This is a genomic window from Brevirhabdus pacifica (genome assembly GCF_002797755.1).
Lineage (GTDB): Bacteria > Pseudomonadota > Alphaproteobacteria > Rhodobacterales > Rhodobacteraceae > Brevirhabdus > Brevirhabdus pacifica.
In genome coordinates this window covers 183682-199431 of sequence record NZ_PGFI01000011.1, presented here as the reverse complement: position 1 = coordinate 199431, position 15750 = coordinate 183682, and the positions used below count along the sequence as shown (strand labels likewise).

Annotated in this window: 19 protein-coding genes; 9 read left to right on the top strand and 10 right to left on the bottom strand. The window is 66.0% G+C overall.

Going from position 1 to position 15750, the window contains the following annotated elements:
- Positions 1-59: 59 nt before the first annotated feature.
- Together CLV77_RS01180 and CLV77_RS01175 are read right to left on the bottom strand one after the other, a co-directional pair.
- Positions 60-437 (bottom strand): HIT domain-containing protein, encoded by a 378-nt coding sequence (locus CLV77_RS01180; protein ID WP_076979627.1) that lies wholly within the window; start codon positions 435-437, stop codon positions 60-62.
- Between the two features lie 75 nt (positions 438-512).
- Complete coding sequence (locus tag CLV77_RS01175; protein ID WP_076979628.1) at positions 513-2090, bottom strand: DUF5928 domain-containing protein; 1578 nt, start codon at positions 2088-2090, stop codon at positions 513-515.
- Between the two features lie 216 nt (positions 2091-2306).
- Here CLV77_RS01175 and CLV77_RS01170 point away from each other — a divergent pair, with 216 nt between their 5' ends.
- Positions 2307-3110, top strand: a complete 804-nt coding sequence (locus CLV77_RS01170) for a sulfotransferase family protein (protein ID WP_076979629.1) — start codon at positions 2307-2309, stop codon at positions 3108-3110.
- Between the two features lie 397 nt (positions 3111-3507).
- Here CLV77_RS01170 and CLV77_RS01165 read toward each other — a convergent pair whose 3' ends face one another.
- Both CLV77_RS01165 and nth read right to left on the bottom strand, forming a co-directional pair.
- Positions 3508-4503, bottom strand: coding sequence for an adenosine kinase (locus CLV77_RS01165; RefSeq protein WP_076979630.1), 996 nt, complete (start codon positions 4501-4503; stop codon positions 3508-3510).
- Positions 4500-5144 (bottom strand): endonuclease III, encoded by a 645-nt coding sequence (gene nth / locus CLV77_RS01160; protein ID WP_076979631.1) that lies wholly within the window; start codon positions 5142-5144, stop codon positions 4500-4502. Before nth ends, CLV77_RS01165 begins: the two co-directional genes overlap by 4 nt.
- Before the next feature lie 118 nt (positions 5145-5262).
- Between nth and CLV77_RS01155 the strand changes: the two genes are divergently transcribed.
- The 3 genes from CLV77_RS01155 to CLV77_RS01145 all read left to right on the top strand — a co-directional run bounded on the left by CLV77_RS01155 (position 5263) and on the right by CLV77_RS01145 (position 7888).
- Positions 5263-6198 carry a methylated-DNA--[protein]-cysteine S-methyltransferase gene (locus CLV77_RS01155; protein WP_076979632.1) on the top strand — a complete coding sequence of 312 codons (936 nt, stop codon included), beginning with the start codon at positions 5263-5265 and terminating at the stop codon, positions 6196-6198.
- 163 nt (positions 6199-6361) lie between these two features.
- The gene (locus CLV77_RS01150; protein ID WP_076979633.1) at positions 6362-7024 is read left to right on the top strand and encodes a YiaD family glycine zipper/OmpA-like lipoprotein; all 663 of its coding nucleotides are present in this window, start codon (positions 6362-6364) and stop codon (positions 7022-7024) included.
- 96 nt (positions 7025-7120) lie between these two features.
- On the top strand, positions 7121-7888 hold the full coding sequence (locus CLV77_RS01145; RefSeq protein ID WP_076979634.1) for a FadR/GntR family transcriptional regulator: 768 nt from the start codon (positions 7121-7123) through the stop codon (positions 7886-7888).
- Between the two features lie 104 nt (positions 7889-7992).
- Here the strand turns inward: CLV77_RS01145 and CLV77_RS01140 are convergent, their stop codons facing one another.
- From CLV77_RS01140 to CLV77_RS01120, 5 genes are all read right to left on the bottom strand, one after another.
- Positions 7993-8562 carry a F0F1 ATP synthase subunit B gene (locus CLV77_RS01140; protein WP_076979635.1) on the bottom strand — a complete coding sequence of 190 codons (570 nt, stop codon included), beginning with the start codon at positions 8560-8562 and terminating at the stop codon, positions 7993-7995.
- A 5-nt stretch (positions 8563-8567) separates the two neighbouring features.
- A complete protein-coding gene (locus CLV77_RS01135; RefSeq protein WP_076979636.1) occupies positions 8568-9107 on the bottom strand; it encodes a F0F1 ATP synthase subunit B' in 540 nt (179 codons plus the stop codon).
- Positions 9108-9194: 87 nt separating this feature from the next.
- Positions 9195-9431, bottom strand: a complete 237-nt coding sequence (locus CLV77_RS01130; RefSeq protein ID WP_076979637.1) for a F0F1 ATP synthase subunit C — start codon at positions 9429-9431, stop codon at positions 9195-9197.
- Positions 9432-9532: 101 nt separating this feature from the next.
- Positions 9533-10243 (bottom strand): F0F1 ATP synthase subunit A, encoded by a 711-nt coding sequence (locus CLV77_RS01125; protein ID WP_083707747.1) that lies wholly within the window; start codon positions 10241-10243, stop codon positions 9533-9535.
- A 46-nt stretch (positions 10244-10289) separates the two neighbouring features.
- Complete coding sequence (locus CLV77_RS01120; RefSeq protein WP_076979639.1) at positions 10290-10616, bottom strand: AtpZ/AtpI family protein; 327 nt, start codon at positions 10614-10616, stop codon at positions 10290-10292.
- 229 nt (positions 10617-10845) lie between these two features.
- On the opposite strand from CLV77_RS01120, the gene CLV77_RS01115 reads away from it, so the two are divergent.
- Entirely contained in the window at positions 10846-11199 is a 354-nt protein-coding gene (locus CLV77_RS01115; protein ID WP_076979640.1) for an ArsR/SmtB family transcription factor, read from the top strand.
- Between the two features lie 327 nt (positions 11200-11526).
- Here CLV77_RS01115 and CLV77_RS01110 read toward each other — a convergent pair whose 3' ends face one another.
- Positions 11527-12468, bottom strand: a complete 942-nt coding sequence (locus tag CLV77_RS01110; protein WP_076979641.1) for a LysR family transcriptional regulator — start codon at positions 12466-12468, stop codon at positions 11527-11529.
- A gap of 269 nt (positions 12469-12737) precedes the next feature.
- Between CLV77_RS01110 and CLV77_RS01105 the strand changes: the two genes are divergently transcribed.
- The 4 genes from CLV77_RS01105 (at position 12738) to CLV77_RS01090 (ending at position 15742) form a co-directional block, all read left to right on the top strand.
- On the top strand, positions 12738-13325 hold the full coding sequence (locus CLV77_RS01105) for an FMN-dependent NADH-azoreductase (protein ID WP_076979642.1): 588 nt from the start codon (positions 12738-12740) through the stop codon (positions 13323-13325).
- A gap of 277 nt (positions 13326-13602) precedes the next feature.
- On the top strand, positions 13603-15105 hold the full coding sequence (ffh, locus tag CLV77_RS01100; protein WP_076979643.1) for a signal recognition particle protein: 1503 nt from the start codon (positions 13603-13605) through the stop codon (positions 15103-15105).
- Positions 15105-15425, top strand: coding sequence for a hypothetical protein (locus CLV77_RS01095; protein ID WP_076979644.1), 321 nt, complete (start codon positions 15105-15107; stop codon positions 15423-15425). Before ffh ends, CLV77_RS01095 begins: the two co-directional genes overlap by 1 nt.
- Positions 15425-15742, top strand: coding sequence for a chorismate mutase (locus CLV77_RS01090; RefSeq protein ID WP_076979645.1), 318 nt, complete (start codon positions 15425-15427; stop codon positions 15740-15742). Before CLV77_RS01095 ends, CLV77_RS01090 begins: the two co-directional genes overlap by 1 nt.
- Positions 15743-15750 lie beyond the last annotated feature (8 nt).

The window sequence follows — 15750 nt, the reverse complement described above, 5'->3', positions numbered from 1 at the left end:
CCCGAAGAGCCGCGCCTGTCGCCCCCGGTGGGCGGGGCTGACCGCCCCGGCCCGATGCCTCAGGCGGGGGTCAGCATCTTGCCCAGCCGCCGGCCGCCGACGATATGCACATGCAGGTGAGGCACGTCCTGCACCCCGTTCGGGCCCGAGTTCGCCAGCAGGCGATAGCCATCGCCCGCGTCGGGGGTGACTCCGGCCTCGTGGGCCACATCCCCGACCAGGCGAATGTAGTCGACGATCTCGGCCTCGGATGCCTCACGCGCGAAATGGTCGAAGGTGACATAGGCCCCCTTCGGGATCACCAGGATATGCACCGGCGCCCGGGGCGCGATGTCGTGAAAGGCCAGGCTGTGCTCGGTCTCGCGGACGGTCGAGTTGGGGATCTCGCCCCGCAGGATCTTGGCGAAAATGTTCTGGTCGTCGTATTGGTAAGACATGCGTGTCCCTCGGTGATGTTATGCGGTGGGCCGGCGGGCCGCCGGCCGCTGTCTGTCGGGGCCAGGCCCCTTGTGTCAGTCTGAAAACAGGTGATCCGATTCGATGATGTCGCGGGCCGTCTCCACCTCGGCGCTGAGGAAGGTCGCCAGCACGGCCGCGTTCTCCTCGACCGACGCACTCTCCGAGATGCGGTAGAGCCGGGGGAAGTTGGCATCCCGGATCCGGTCGCTTTCGTAGACCACGTCATAGCGGATCGTCGGCAGCATCTGCGCCACCGTCTCGTCGGGGGTCTGGTCGCTGGCAAGCCCGACCCGCCGGGCATGGCCCAGAAGGTATTCGTCCGAGAACTCGCACTCGATTTCCAGCAGCCGCGTGATCGACCGGTCCGAGAAGAAATCCTCGAGCATTTCCAGGTTCTTGGGATCGAGGCAGATCACCATGCGGTCGGTCTTGTGATAATCGAAGACCATGCGCATCAGCGAGCGGCGATGACGCATGCGCTTGTCCAGCGTGCGCTGGATGCCCCCAAGGTCGGGCAGCGGCGTGCTTTCCTCGTCAAAAAGATATTCGATGCCCGGGATGCCGGCCTTCTTCTGGATACGGTCGACCAGCCGTTTGGCCACGTGCCATTTCTTGCAGCTCAGGATCAGCAGCTCGCGCTCGCGGCCCAGGGTGCTTTCGCGCTCCCAGAAACGCGGGGCATAGCGACGACCGATGCGGCCGCGCCCCGTGAGGAACTTGTGCAGGCGCCGCCCCTCGTTCGAGATCTGGAAATCCCGCCGCCCCCCGGCCCAAAGCGCAGCCAGCCGCGCCTTCAACTCCATCGCATCGGGCGAGATCTTGCGGGCGAACAGGAAATCCTGGCTGAGCAGCAGGTCGTAGTGATCGTTGAAGAAGGTGACCGGCATTCCGTAATCCGAGAAGATCAGGAAGGTCAGCGTCCGGCTGTCGATCTCGTTGTCGGGAATCAGGTGGCGCACGATGGTCTGAAAGAAGGTCTCGTCCGGGATCCAGGTCGTGCGGAAGAAGCGCATCACGTCCTTGCGCTGACGACAGAAATCCAGAACCCACTCGGCCGTGCGGCGGCGCAGACACCACCACTGGCTGCCGATCATCATCTGCAGGTCCGCCGGGATCCGCCGGGTCAGACCCAGCCGCTGCTGCAGGCGGAAGGCGCCGTAGAACAGGGCCTTCTGGGTGCGCTCGTTGAAGAAGTGGCGATAGATCAGCCGCTCGGCCTTCATGCCGGTCTTGATCCAGTCGCTCGCGAAATAATCGAAGCTCTCGATGTAGTCGACATCGCGCGCGTCCAGGAACTCGTGGGCGAAGTCGGCCGACTTGATCGCCATGCAATCGCCCGAGAGCATGTAGAAATGGGTGGCGCGGGGGAAGGCCTCGACCGCGGCGCCCAGCGCGCTCAGCGTGGCCTCGACCAGTGACCACTCCCCCCAGCCGCACTTGATGCGGCGCGGCGCGAAGGTCACGTTGGGATTGTCGGCAAGGGCGATGCGGATCTTCTGGTAATGCTCGCGCTTGGCCGAGCCGTCGAAATGGATCGCCATGCAGTCACCCGCGGCCGTAAGCTGGGTGGCCTGCTGGATGATCGCGTCCGGATCCTTGTGACAGAGCAGGATGAAGGCGATTTTTGCCATGTCGCGAACGCTTACCTTTCGACCGTGCCCCCGACCTGCGGTCGCATCGGGGGCGCCTCATGGATACACCGCCCCCGCGCCTGTGCAAACCCGCCGCGCTTCGCGACCTGATTACACCATCGATGGCACGGGGTCATTGATAACCCGCCGGATATTTGGTTTTTTGCAGCTTCAGAAACGGCGCCGGCAGCGCCGTCGAACGGAAGGCAAGGCTCGATGGGTTTCCCCGGCACCTGGATGACGCAAAGCGAAAGCATGGTCTATCGCGTGGTGCCCAAATGCGCCTGCTCGACGATCGGCCAGATCATGTACTATTCCGATCACGGGGAGTTCTTCGACGGCGACATCCACGATGCCACCGACGGGTTGCACAAGTGGGCCCTGGAAGACAGCCAGCCCCGGATCGAGGCCAATGTCGCCGCCCACCGCTCCTACGCCTTCACCTGCGTGCGCAACCCCTACACCCGGATCCTCAGCTCGTTCTTCGACAAGATCTGCGGCATCCAGCGCAACGGGCGCCGCTACCGCGGCAACCTGGTGCCACTGCTGATTCAGCGCTACGGAATCGAGGTCGAGGGCGATTTCGACCAGATCGCCTCCTTCCGCCGGTTCCTGCTTTTTGCCCGCGACACCATCCGCTGGCGCCGACCGATGGATCCCGACATTCACTGGTCCGCGATCTCGGGTCACGTGTCGACCTTCATTGCCAACGGCGGAACCTACGACAACATCTTCTTCACCGAGAAGTTCAACGAGGGCATGCAATCGGTGCTGGATGCGACCGAGCAGAGATGCCCCGTGGACTTGGACAAGATCCCGCGCTTCAACGAAAGCGAGGGCCACGGCCCCAAGCGCGCCCACCCGGTCGAGGACTACTTCGACGACCTGTCGATGCATCTCGTCTACGAGATGTACAAACCCGACTTTCAACTCTTCCGCTACGATTTCGAGAACCCTGCCAACAAGATGCCGGTGGGAGAGATCGACCTGGCCGAGGTCCACGCCAAGCTTTCCGGCTGAGGCGGCGGCCCCCGGCTCGCGCCTGGATATTTTTACGACACTGAAGCCGGGATTCACGCGCGCTTAACCGGGTGGGCGCAGGCTCGCGGGGCGGTACAGGCAGGGATGCCGATGACCGCCGACAGTGAAGGCGCGCCTCGCGACCGGGACAGCCTCGGCGACGGTCCGAACGATCCCGGGCGCGGGGCGCGTGCACATGGACAAGCGCGCCCCGCACTTCAGTGTCGTAAAAATATCCTCGCCGAAGGCTGCCGCACGAGAGGTGGCCGCGCACCGCAGGGGCTATTCGCCGCCCGCTGGATATCGGGGCGCAGACGAAGGCGCCGAATCCGCAAGGGACGAGCATAGTTCCGGGCAATCCGACGCGGCCAACTCGGGGCGGCCGCGCCGGGTCCCGTCAGCCGATGCCGTGGCTCTTCAACAGGCTGCGCAGGTCGGTTTCGGCGCGGGCGCCAATGTGGGTGATGACCTCTCCGGCCGCGATGCAGCCCGCCCGGCCGGCCGTCTCAAGATCCATTCCCTCGGCCACCGCCCAGAGAAAGCCCGAGGCAAAGAGATCGCCGGCGCCCGTGGCGTCCACGACCTTCGCAACCGGGGTCGCGGGGACGTGCCAGTGGTTGCCCTCGTGCATGACGTGGGCGCCATTGGCGCTGTCGGTGCAGGCGAGGATGGCGACATCGGCCGCACCTTCTGCCAGGGCCGCATCGAAATCGTCGGTCTGGTACATCGACAGAAGCTCGGCGCGGTTGCAGAAGAGCAGGTCGATATCGTCACGGATCATCCGGCGGAAGGCGTCGCGGTGACGCTCGACGCAGAAAGGGTCGGACAGGGTCAGCGCGCCGCGGCCGCCGGCCTTGCGGCTGGCTTCGAGCGCCTTGGCGAAGGCCTCGTGGCTGCCGGGACCGTCGAAGCGGTAGCCTTCCAGGTAGATCCAGTCGGCATCGCCCATGAGGGCGGGGTCGATATCCTCGGGGCCCAGCTCCTCGGTGACGCCGAGGTAGGTGTTCATCGACCGCTCGCCATCCGGTGTCACGATGACGATGCAGCGCCCGGTCTCGCGCGCGTGGTCGGCAGGCGCGGGCCGGGTGTCGTAGCCCGCCCCCTGGGCCCGCAGGTCATGGGCAAAGATCGCCCCCAGCTGGTCGTCGCGCACCTTGCCGACATAGGCCGTGCGCCCGCCCAGCTGGGCGATGCCGGCGATGGTGTTGGCCGCCGAGCCGCCCGAGATTTCGGTCGCGGGGCCGACCCGGTCGTAGAGCGTGCGCGCACGGTCCCGGTCGATCAGCTGCATGATCCCCTTGTCGACCCCGTTCTCGGACAGGAATTCCTCGGTCTCGGTGGTCAGAACGTCCACCAGCGCGTTGCCGATACCGACAACCTGGAGCTTTTTCATACGGTTTTTTCCTCGAATGGGCAGAGATCGCGAATGAGACAATTGGCGCAAAGCGGCTTGCGCGCCTTGCAGATATATCGGCCGTGCAGGATCAGCCAGTGGTGTGCGTGGCGCTGGAACTCGACCGGGACGTGATCCTCGATCGCGCGTTCGACCGCGACCACGTCGCGCCCGGGACAGATCCCGGTGCGGTTGCCGATGCGGAAGATGTGGGTGTCGACCGCCTGGGCGGGATGACCCCACCACATGTTCAGGACCACATTGGCGGTCTTGCGCCCGACGCCAGGAAGGGCCTGCAGCGCCGCGCGGGACGAGGGGACTTCGCCTTCGTGCTCCTCGACCAGGATGCGGCTCAGCTTGATGACGTTGCGCGCCTTGTTGCGGAAAAGACCGATTGTGCGGATATGCTCGACCAGGGCCTCCTCGCCAAGGTCGAGCATCTTGCGCGGCGTGTCGGCGACCTGGAAAAGTGCCCTCGTGGCCCGGTTGACCCCGGCGTCGGTCGCCTGGGCCGAAAGCGCCACGGCGACCAGCAGGGTGTAGGCGTTGACATGCTCAAGCTCGCCGCGCGGCTCGGGCTCCTGCGCGCGGAAGCGCGAGAAGATCTCGACCTGGGTCTCGTATGGCAGGGGCTGGCGCATCGCAGCGTGTATGCCGTGCTTGGCCGCGCCCCGCAAGCATCGCGCCGCTTGCGCAAGATTCGGATCGACTGCGGCGGATGTGGGGGGTTAACTCGGAACATCAGACGGAGGGGACGGCGTGCCAGACGAAAGCTACCATTTCCAGGTGATCCGCCGCGCGATCGAGATCATCGACACCCATCAGGGCGAGGAGCTGTCGCTGTCGGACCTGGCGGCGCGGATGCACATGAGCCCTGCCCATTTCCAGCGGCTGTTCAGCCAATGGGTGGGCATCAGTCCCAAGCGCTTTCACCAGTATCTGACCCTGGGCCATGCCCGGGCGCTTCTGCGCGAGCGGTTCACCACCCTCGAGACCGCCGAGGCGGTGGGCCTGTCGGGCAATTCGCGCCTGCACGACCTGTTCATCCGGTGGGAGGCCATGACGCCCGGGCAATATGCCGACCGGGGCGCCGGCCTGCGCATCCGCCACGGCTGGTTCGACAGCCCGTTCGGCGACATGCTGGCCATGGGCACCGAGCGCGGGCTTTGCGGCATTGCCTTCGCCGGCGACATGGGGCGCGAGGCCGCCTTCGCCGACATGGCCGCCCGTTGGCCAAAGGCCGAGCTGATCGACGATCGCGCCGGGGTGGAGCCGCTGGTCCGCGCAGCACTGGACGAGGGGCGGGCGCGGCTGCATCTGATCGGCGGGCCCTTCCAGATCAAGGTCTGGGAGGCGCTTATGAACATCCCCTCGGGCCAGGTCACGACCTATTCCGAGATCGCCGCGCGGGTCGGCAGCCCGTCAGCGGTGCGCGCCGTCGGCACGGCCGTCGGGCGCAATCCCGTCAGCTGGCTGATCCCCTGTCACCGGGCGGTGCGCAAGTCGGGCGGGCTGGGCGGTTATCACTGGGGGCTGCCGGTCAAACGGGCGATGCTGGCACGCGAGGCCGCGCGCGCCGAGGGCGCCGAGGTCGATGGCACGGGTCTTGCGCCCGGGGCGACCATGCAGCCGGCGGAAGCCTCACAAAAGGCCGAGCCCGGGCTTTTGAGCGCTCGCGCCCTGAACCGCGCCTGAGCCTCGATCCGGCCTCCGCGTGGTCCTACCCACGGCCAACCGGCGACATTGTGATCGAAAGCGGCTATTTGCCGATGGTCAGGAAGCTTGCCATAAAGCCTGTGCGCGCCATATTTACACGATAAACTAGCGTCTTCACGAATGAGCAGAGGTTTCGACCATCATGAACCGCACCAAGATCACAGTGGCCCTGGCCCTTTCCGGCACCATGGCCCTGGCAGCCTGCGACCCCACCTACCAGGGCCAGCCCGGCCCGAACAACAACCAGAACGCCAAGACCGGCGCCGCCATCGGCGGTGTTCTCGGCGCGGCGGTGGGCCTCAACAGTAAGGAAGACCGCCTGCTCAAGGGCGCGGTCGGGGCCGGCATCGGCGCTGCCATCGGCGGCGCGATCGGCAACAACCTGGACCGCCAGGCCGAGGCGCTGCGCGGCTCGATCAACAACGACCAGGTCCGCATCGTCAACACTGGCCGCGAACTGATCGTGACCATGCCCCAGGACATCCTGTTCGACGTGGACAGCACCTATGTCCGTGACGGCCTGCGTTCGGACCTGCGCGCCCTCGCACGCAACCTGCAGGATTATCCCGACAGCACCGTGGCCATCATCGGCCACACCGACAACACCGGGACCGCCTCCTACAACCAGGACCTCTCGACCCGTCGCGCACGCGCGGTGTCCAGCATCCTGGTCGACTCGGGCGTCCGCTCCAGCCGGATCCGTGCCATCGGCCGCGGCGAGGAAGAGCCCATCGCGTCCAACCTGAACGCGTCGGGTCGTGCCCAGAACCGCCGGGTCGAGATCATCATCCGCCCGAACACCTGATCAAACGATTGCGTCCCGCCCCAACCGGGCGGGACGCATTTCCGATTGTCCGCATGGCACGGTCTTTCTATGCTTCGTCCAGACGACGGAGCGAGAATGCCATTCACCCCAATAACCCCCGAAAAGCTTTCCTGTGCCGTTGTGCGGCAGATCGAGCTGCTGATCCTGCGCGGCGTGCTGCGCCCGGGCCAGCGCCTGCCGTCCGAGCGTGAGCTGTCCGAAAAGCTGGGCGTTTCGCGGCCTTCGCTGCGCGAGGCGATCGCAAGTCTTCAGGAAAGCGGCCTTCTGACATCGAGGGCCGGATCCGGCATCTTTGTCGATGACAGCCTGGCCGCCGCCTTCCCCGAGGCGCTGACGCGGCTATTTTCCGAGCATCAGGAAGCGGTCTTCGACTACATCGCCTTCCGCCGCGACCTGGAAGGGCTGGCGGCCGAACGCGCGGCGTTGCGGGGATCCGAGACGGACCTGAAGGTCATCAACACAATCTACTGCAAGATGGAAGGCGTCCAGAGCAAGCGCAACCAGAACGACGAGGCCCGGCTGGACGCCGAATTCCACATGGCCATCGTCGAGGCCAGCCACAACATCGTCATGCTGCACATGATGCGCTCGATGTTCGGGCTGCTGCGCACCGGGGTCTTCTACAACCGGCAGGTGATGTTCCGCCAACGCACCACCCGCGCCGTCCTGCTGCAACAGCACAGCGCCATCAACACGGCCCTGCAGGAGCGCGACCCGGCCGCCGCACGGCGCGCGGTCGAAGAGCATCTGGACTATGTCGAGAAGTGCCTGATCGAGCAGCAGAAGGCCGAACATAACGAGATGATCGCCAAGCAGCGCTACGAGCACGTGCGCGAGATGTGAGGGCGCCGGCCCGTTGCCGGAAGCACCTCCCAAGCACGAAAAAACCCGGCCGCGAGGACCGGGTTTTTCTTTGTCCGATACCACCGCCCGGGGGCGGTAGGGGATCAGTGCAGCTTGGCCTCGACCGTGCGGACCGACTGGTCGATCAGCGCGTTGCCCTCGGCGGCACCCATCTTCTTGGAGATGACCTCGGTCGCGGCGGCGATGGCCACGGTGACGGCGCGGTCACGCATGTCGCGGATGACCTTTGCCTCGGCCGAGGCGATCTGGTCCTCGGCACCCTTCAGGCGACGGGCGATCGAGTTGCGGATGTCTTCCTTGGCCTGCTCGGCCGCGGCCTGAGCCTCGGTGCGGGCGGTCTCGACGATGCGGCGGGACTGCTCCTCAACCTCTTTCTGCTTGCGCTCGTAGGAGGCCAGCAGCGTCTGGGCCTCTTCGCGCAGGGCCTTGGCCTCGTCCAGCTCCGAACGGATCTCGACAGCGCGCTTGTCCAGCATGGCGCCGACCTTGGAGGGCACCTTGAAGTAGAAAAGCACCGCCAGGAACAGCACGAAGGCGATCAGGACGACGAAGTCGGTGTTGTAGAGGCTGAAGAAGGGACCCGACGCGGCATGTGCCGGCGCGGCGGCCAGGGCAGCAAGGGTGGCGGGGATCGACAGGAAGGCGTGTTTCATATCGATCAACCTTTCAGCTGCTGGTCGACGGCGGCGGTGACGCTGGCGTCGTCCACGTCCATCGGGGCGATGGCCGAGACGACCTCGCGTGCGGTGGCGCGGGCAACCTCGGTGACGCTTTCCATGGCGGATGCGCGCATCTCTTCGATGCGGGCTTCGGCCTCGGCGGTCTTGGCGGCAATCTCCGCGTCCGCGTGGGCATTGGCCGTATCCAGGTCCTTCTGGATCTCGGCGCGGGCCTCGGCGATGATGTTCTGTGCTTCGACACGCGCGTCGGCAAGGGCCTGATTGTAGGCATCCTCGGCCGCGGCGGCCTTCAGCTTCAGTTCTTCGGCGGCAGCGATATCATTGGTGATCGTCCCCTGCCGTTCGGCCAGGACGGATGCGATGCGCGGCAGCGCAATGCGCGACAGCACGAAATAGATCGCGACCAGCGTGATGACCAGCCAGAAGATCTGGTTGGGGAAGGTCGAGAAATCCAGCTGGGGCATGCCGGTGGCGGCGGTTTCCCCCGCCTCTGTAGCCAGCGCTGTTTTTGTGGCCATTGTCGTCTCCTGGAACCGGTGTTTCGACCTGGGCGGGACGGGCAATCAGCCCGCCCCGCCCGGTCGCAAGGATAGCTCAGGCGATGCTTAGACGGCGAACATCAGCAGCAGCGCGACGAGGAACGAGAAGATCCCCAGCGCTTCGGCAAATGCGATACCGATGAACATGGTGGCGGTCTGCGAAGCAGCGGCCGAAGGGTTGCGCAGGGCGCCGGTGATGAAGCTGGCAACCACGTTGCCCACACCGACGGCGGCGCCGCCCATGCCGATACAGGCCAGGCCAGCACCGAGGTATGCACCCATTTGTACGATATCGCCTTCCATGAGATGTCTCCTTACGTTGGAATTGGCTAAAAGTTCGTTTGATCGTGTTGTCGGTCGTATTCGGTCGTTCGGGCCCGCCCGGGGCCGGGTGGTGCCAGCGGTTAGTGGGCGGGGTGAAGGGCGTCGCGCAGATACACGCAGGTCAGGATCGCGAAGACGTAGGCCTGAATGAAGCTCACCAGCATCTCCAGCGCGTAGACCGCGGTGATGGCGAGGATCGGCGCGATGGCGCCCAGCCCCAGAACACCGGCAAAGCCCGCGAAAACCTTGATCACGGCGTGACCGGCCATCATGTTGCCGGCAAGTCGGATCGAGTGGCTGACCGGGCGGACGAAGTAGGAAATCACCTCGATCAGGGCCAGGATCGGACGCAGCACCAGCGGCGCGGAGCTGATCCAGAAGAGGCCCAGGAAGGACACGCCGTTCTTGACCACGCCCAGCACGGTGACGGCGATGAACACGGCCAGCGCCAGGGTCGCGGTGACCGCGATGTGGCTGGTCGGCGTGAAGGCCATGGGCAGCAGGCCCAGGAAGTTCGCGAAGACGATGAACAGGAACAGCGTCATGATGTAGGGGAAGTACTTCAGGCCATCCTTGCCCGAGACATCCTCGACCATCTTGTAGACGAAGCCGTAGGCCAGTTCGCTGATAGACTGGATGCGGCTGGGGATGATGGCACGGCCACGGGTGCCGACGACCAGCAGCAGGACGATGCCCAGCAGCGCCGCGAACATCCACAGCGTGGCGTTGGTGGGGGTATACCAATGCACCGCGTCCCCGCCGAAAAGCGGCTTCACGATGAACTGGTCCATCGGGTGAATTTCCAGCCCGCCGCCTGCTTCCTGCTCTACAGCCACGTCAGTTCCCCTCGTCCTCGGCCTGTTTGGCCTGCGCCAGCGATCCGGCCTCCTTGGCCGTCCGCATCATCGTTTTCACTCCTGCGGCAAAGCCCAGAAGCGTGAACAGCACCAGGAAGATCGGAAGCGTCTCAAGGACGTAATCCAGACCGTACCCGATGCCGAAACCGATCCCGAGACCGGCCACAAGTTCGATCACCATCCGCCAGGCCAGATGCGCCTGTGAATAATGTTCCTCCGAATGCGGCTTTGGCTTGCGCGCCGACTTGGCCGCAGCGATGCGGGCATCGAGCTGTTTCAGCCGCTCCTTGTCCGCGTCGCTTACCATCGCAAACCCCATTCGGAAGGTCGCCGGGAACCTAGAAACGCACCCCCTCGGAGTCAAGCGCGAATAAGGGCGCGGAAATTCCATGTAAGCCATTGTTTTTAAGGGGGTTTGAAAAGTGGTTCCGCGGTGCGGCATTGCGCCTGTTGGGCACATGGGCCCCTTTTGGCGCCTTTCGCGTTATTCAACCCCACGGTTGACCATGGCGACGGGCGGGCGGATAACCGGCCCCATGACACAGGACCTGGACAGGGTATTCTCGGCATTGGCCGACGCGACGCGCCGCCGGATCCTGGCGATGCTGCTTGAGGATGACATGGCCGTCACCGACGTGGCCGAGCCGTTCGAGATCTCGCTTGCCGCCATCTCGAAGCACCTGGGCGTGCTGACGGCCGCCGGCCTGATCTCGCAGGAGCGTCGGGGCCGGGTGAAATGGTGCAAGCTGGAGCCCGACGCGCTGCGTGCGGCATCGGTCTGGATGCAGGGGTTCGGACAGTTCGAGCCCGTCAACCTGGATCAGTTCGAAAGATTTCTGGAAGCGGAATTCGGGACCGACCCTTCCGCGGGATCGCCTGACGCCGGTTGAGCCCTGTCGGGGGCGCGGCGGCCAGGTGTTGTTCCAAAGATGGTTTCACGCCGGGACGTCAGGGTCGGGTCGGGCATCGGCCAGAGCCCGCCCTGTTCCGTCCCGGCTTGTGAAACGGGATCAGAGCACGAACTGGACGATTGCCAGAACGATGACGACCAGGCCGACGATATAGATGATGCTGCGCATGAGTACTGTCCTTCCGTTATGTCAAATGCTAACCCCGTCGCCCCCGGACGGTTCCCGGAAATCAGACAGATAGCGGAAGGATCGGCGGCAGGGCCACGGGCCTGCGCCCCCGGGGACCGCGCAGGATAATCGCGGGCCTCAGGACGCGGCTTCGGTGCCGGGCCCTGCCTCTGGTTCTGCCCCAGGCTCGCCCCCCACATCGGCCCCCATCTCTGCGGCGGCGGCCTTCAGCGCGCGCAGGAAGGATTGCACTTTCACCGTCCGGTGCAGGTCGACATGGGTCACCAACCAGGTCTGGGCCACGAATTCATGCCCGGGCGTGGGCACGTGGATCAGCCCGGCGCCGGGATCGGGCGCGGGCCGCAACGCCAGGAAGCCCAAGCCCGCGCCCGCCTTCACCGCCTCGGCCGTGTCGTTGGCGTCGGTCGTGTGCAGGACCTGCCGCGCGCCCGGCGCGATCTGCGCCACCCACTGGGCGAAGGGGGCGCGGTTGTCCTCTTCCTGGACCACGAAGCGATGCTGCGACAGGGTCTCGGCCGTGGGCTGCCCGTGGGCCTTGACGTAGGCGGGCGCCGCGAAGAGGCCGAATTGCAGGTCCATGAAGGGCTGCACCACGTTGTCGGGCTCCTGCGGGGCGGTGCCGGCGCGGATGGCGACATGGGCTTCGCCGAACTCCAGCCGGAAAACCCGCGCGCCCGAGCGGTAGCGCAGGTCGACCTGCGGATGCTCGGCCAGGTAGGCGGCAAAGACCCGCGACAGGAACGGTGCCAGCCCCGGCACCGAGGTGACGACCAGCTCTCCGCTGACAGTCTCGGCAAGGCCGCGAATGCGATTGGCCAGCTGCGAGAAGTTCTCGTCCGTGGCGCGGGCGACGGTCAGCAGGTCGCGACCGGCCTCGGTCGGGGTATAGCCGCGGGCGTGGCGCTGAAACAGGCGCGCGCCCAGCTGCGCCTCCAGCGCGTCGACATGGCGGATCACGGTGGCATGGTGGACGCCCAGCGCCTCGGCGGCGGCGCTGACCGTGCCCAGCCGCGCAACCTGGTAGGCGGTTCTGATCTCGTCCCAATCGTCGATCGGCATCGGCAGGCATCCCCTCGGACCGCGGGCGGGGCTGCACCCGCCATTGCGATCGATAGGGTCACAATCGCCAGCCAAAGGCAATCGCGGCGCCCCCTTCGCGCCCTGCACCGGCGCACGCAGAACAGCTCAGTTTAGGGTTCTGCGCATCTGCGCACAGCCGCTGTTGAGGCGCGAAGATTGCCCCGCGCCCGCCACTGGCCACATGAGGGAAGAGAGAAACCGCCACTTCGTGCCGTCCCCGCGACGGCCCAACCCGCAAGGAAACATCAATGACCGACGCCACCCGCATCCTGCGCATCGACGCCTCGGCCCGTACCGACGGTTCGATCACCCGCGCCCTGACCGACAGCATCATCGCCCGCTTCGGGCAGGCAGAGGTTACCGTACGCGACCTGGCCAACCCGCTGCCGCAGATCGACGGCGACTGGATCGCCGCCAACTTCACCCCCGCCGAGCAGCGCACCCCCGAGCAGGCCCAGACCCTCGCCCTGTCCGACGAGCTGGTGGCCGAGCTGCGCGCAGCCGACGTCATCGTGCTGGGCGCGCCGGTCTACAACTTCTCGGTGCCCGCCGCGCTGAAGGCCTGGATCGATCTGGTCGCCCGCGCCGGCGAGACCTTCGCCTACACCGAAACCGGCCCCCAGGGCCTGCTGACCGGCAAGCGTGCGGTCGTGGCGCTGGCCTCGGGCGGCACCGAGATCGGTTCGGACATAGACTTCGCCGGGCGCTACATCCGGCACATGCTGGCCTTCATCGGCATCACCGAGGTCGAGTTCGTCGCCGCCGACCAACTGGCGATCGACGCCGAGGGCTCCATGCGCAAGGCCAACGAGGCAGTGGCCGCGCTGGCCGCTTGATCCAAGCCCACTGCAAACAGCTACGCGCCGTCCCTCCGGGGGCGGCGTTCGCGTGTCGGCACCCTTTCGTCCCTGCGTCCCGGCACTGCCCCGGGACGCTTGACTCTGCCCGCCCCCGCGCGTAGAGCAGCGCCAAATCCGGAAGTGAACAGGCTTCCGGTCCCCGTCTAGCGGGGATCGACACCCACCAGCGAGTTTCGCCCGTGGGTGCATTTCGCATTTGGGCCCGTCCTTCCGCCCGGAGGATCGCGGTCGCCACGCCAAGGAGGGCCGAAACATGTTCGAGACGCTATCCGAACGCCTCTCCGGTGTATTCGACAAGCTCGGCAAGCAAGGCGCCCTGAGCGACGAGGATGTAAAGACCGCCCTGCGCGAAGTCCGCGTGGCGCTGCTGGAGGCCGACGTCTCGCTTCCCGTGGCCCGCGACTTTGTCGCCGCCGTCCAGGAAAAGGCCACCGGCCAGGCAGTCACCCGCTCGGTCACGCCGGGCCAGCAGGTCGTCAAGATCGTCCATGACGAACTGGTCCATGTCCTGGCCGGCGACGGCGACACCGCCGGTCAGCTGAAGATCGACAACCCGCCCGCGCCGATCCTGATGGTCGGCCTGCAGGGTTCGGGCAAGACGACCACCACCGCCAAGCTGGCCAAGCGGCTGAAGGAAAAGTCGGGCAAGCGGGTGCTGATGGCTTCGCTTGACGTGAACCGCCCCGCCGCGATGGAACAGCTTGCCGTTCTGGGCGTGCAGGTCGGCGTCGACACCCTGCCCATCGTCAAGGGCCAGACCCCGGTCGAGATCGCCCGCCGCGCCAAGCAGCAGGCGACGATGGGCGGCTATGACGTCTACATGCTGGACACCGCCGGGCGCCTCTCCATCGACGAGGCGCTGATGGCCGAGGTCGAGGCCGTCCGCGACGTAACCTCCCCGCGCGAGACCATGCTGGTCGTCGACGGCCTGACCGGCCAGGACGCCGTTCACACCGCCGAGAATTTCGACGCCCGCATCGGCATCTCGGGCGTCGTGCTGACCCGGATGGACGGCGACGGCCGCGGCGGTGCTGCCCTTTCCATGCGCGCCGTCACCGGCAAGCCGATCAAGTTCGTCGGCCTTGGCGAGAAGCTGGACGCGCTGGAAGAGTTCCACCCCGAGCGGGTCGCCGGCCGCATCCTTGGCATGGGCGATATCGTCAGCCTGGTCGAAAAGGCCCAGGAGACGATCGAGGCCGAACAGGCCGAGCGCATGATGAAGCGCTTCCAGAAGGGTCAGTTCAACATGAACGACCTGAAGTCCCAGATCGAGCAGATGCAGAAGCTGGGCGGCATGGAAGGCGTGATGGGCATGCTGCCGGGCATGAAGAAGATGTCCAAGCAGGTCGAGGCCGCCGGCATGGACGATACCCTGCTGAAACGTCAGATCGCCCTGATCCAGTCGATGACCAAGAAGGAACGCGCCAACCCGCAGCTCCTTCAGGCCAGCCGCAAGAAGCGCATCGCCAAGGGCGCGGGGCTTGAGGTCAGCGAGCTGAACAAGCTGCTGAAGATGCACCGCCAGATGGCGGACATGATGAAGAAGATGGGAAAAATGGGCAAAAAGGGCATGATGCGCGGCGCCTTGGGCCAGATGTTCGGCAAGGGCGGCCCCAGCCAGGCCGATATCGAGGCCGCGAAGGCCCAGATGGGCGGCGCTGGCGGCCAGATGCCCGCGGGCCTGCCCGGCATGGGCGGCGGTCTTGGCGGCGCGGCCCTGCCCCCCGGCCTGTCCGGTTTCGGGAAGAAGAAATGATGCGCCGCGCGATCCCCATGGGCCTGGCCCTGCTGCTGGGCGCCTGTCAGATGCAGGGCGCTGACACCAGCGACCTTGGCCCCAACCGCACCGCCTTCGCCGCCGAGGGGATGACCGTCTGGGTCACCCGCAACGCGACGACCGCCGATGTCACCATCGTCAGCGGCATGACCCTGACGCCCGCGCAGGCCGAGATCATCGCCCGTCAGGCTGCCGCCGAGGCGACCCGCTGCACCGGCATCCAGCCCACCAGCACCAAGGTCACCTCGGTCGAGGGGACGGTGCGGGTCGCCCTTTCCAACTGTCCCGGGGGGGTGTGATGCACGACAGCGATCCGAACCAGGCCGATCCCGTGGCGCTGGCTGCCGACCTGCTGCGCGATCACCGTGGCTCAATCGACCGGCTGGACGCGATCCTCGTCTACACCCTGGGTGAGCGGTTCAAGCACACCCAGGCTGTCGGACGGCTCAAGGCCAAGCATGACCTGCCGCCCTCGGACCCCGACCGAGAGGCCCGGCAGATCGCCCGCCTCGAGGAACTGGCGCTGGCCGCCGACCTCGACCCCGCCTTCGCCCGGAAATTCCTGAATTTCATCATTCAGGAAGTCATCCGGCACCATGAAGAACACCAGAAATAACCGAACCC